Below are 1495 nucleotides of genomic sequence, written 5' to 3' on the forward strand. Positions count from 1 at the left end.
TTTTCCGCGGTAACAATCAGTCTTCCTGCGCCAGCCGAAACAAGACGTCAGCGAGGGCGCGAATCTTGGACTGTACGGCTCGTTGGGATGGATAGACGACGAAGTACGACAAGCCGTTTTGAACCACGTCGACAAAAGGTGTCATGAGTGTCCCCGCCTGCAGGCGATCCCTCGCCATCCGGGGATCGCCGATTGCAACTCCATGCCCTTCCGCCGCAGCGGTGAGCGTCAATTCGAGGGTATCCAAAATGAGCCCACGGCTCGCGTCGATCTGCCGTGCCCCAACGCTTTCCAGCCAGCATTGCCACTCCTCATGGCCGTGCCCGGGATGGAGCAATGTGACATGAGCAAGGTGGGCTGCCGAGCTAAGCGATGCAGCCATTTCGCTTGTACACATCGGTGTGAGTTGCTCGGCGAACAACGGAACCGCTTCCATACCCGCCCACTGCCCGGTTCCACGCACAACGATGGCGTCGACATCAGGTGTCGTGAAATCCGGCGTATCGTCCGCCGATGTGGAGATGCGAAGCACTGTTCCAGGTAGCGCGTGATTGATGTCTGCAAGGCGTGGGAGCAGCCAACGAATCGCAAATGTGGATGGCAAACGCAGCGTGACCACAGGCGCTGTCCTGGCGTGAATGTCTGCGTGTTGAACCAGTTGCGTGAGCGCGCTTACGGCCACGGTCAACAGCTCGCTTCCTTCCGCCGTCAGCGTCAGCCCCGAGGCATGGCGCACGAAAAGTGCACACCGATAGTGCGATTCGAGTTGCTGGACCTGACGGCTCACCGCGCCCTGCGTTCGACACAGATGGTCAGCTGCTCTGCTGATGCTCCCGAGTTGTGCCGCGGCGACGAATGACTGGAACGCTGTCAGCGGCGGCAGCGGCCGCGTCAGGTCGGTCAATGGATATGCATGGGCTGCATACCTGGGTTGCAAATTTTTCGATTGCTCGGTCATTGGTGCATCGCTATCGTGCCTGTACCGGATGCGCATCCGTTCGAATGCGTGGAGTCGTCAACGAATGATCGGAGAATGAATATGGCCTCATCGTCGGAAGCACTATACACCCGGCAGGTTCGAAACTATCTTGCGGAGTTGGAGCGCGGCGATGTCGCGGCGATCTGTGCGTTGTTCACGCCGGACGCCCGGATCTTCTCGCCGTTTCTCGGCTGGATGCACGCCGCACCATTCTTTGCGAAGGTCAATGCAGCTTCTGGAGAAAGCAGAATAACCCCCATCGATATCTGCGTAAGCACGACGGGGGCTCGACGCGCGACCGGTTACTTCGTCTACGACTGGGGACTAAAAGATGGATCCGCCGTGCATTTCGAGTGCGTCGATGTTTTCGAATTCGACGACAACGGGCTGATCGAGCGGATGATCATTGTGTACGATACTCATCCGATTCGCAGTACGGTACGTGACAAATACGCGTAGCCGAATCGATGTGGCTCGACACCGAAGGCTAGCGTTTGGGAAGGGCTGGCTGAAGGG

The 1495-nt window shown here is 58.4% G+C and carries 2 protein-coding genes; one reads left to right on the forward strand and one right to left on the reverse strand.

What is annotated here, in order from left to right:
- Positions 1 to 16: 16 nt before the first annotated feature.
- Positions 17 to 958 (reverse strand): LysR substrate-binding domain-containing protein, encoded by a 942-nt coding sequence (locus tag WM40_RS26875; protein ID WP_024906267.1) that lies wholly within the window; start codon positions 956 to 958, stop codon positions 17 to 19.
- Between the two features lie 81 nt (positions 959 to 1039).
- On the opposite strand from WM40_RS26875, the gene WM40_RS26880 reads away from it, so the two are divergent.
- Positions 1040 to 1438 (forward strand): nuclear transport factor 2 family protein, encoded by a 399-nt coding sequence (locus tag WM40_RS26880; RefSeq protein WP_176026172.1) that lies wholly within the window; start codon positions 1040 to 1042, stop codon positions 1436 to 1438.
- Positions 1439 to 1495: the final 57 nt, after the last annotated feature.

This window comes from Robbsia andropogonis, assembly GCF_000970345.1.
Taxonomy (GTDB): domain Bacteria; phylum Pseudomonadota; class Gammaproteobacteria; order Burkholderiales; family Burkholderiaceae; genus Robbsia; species Robbsia andropogonis.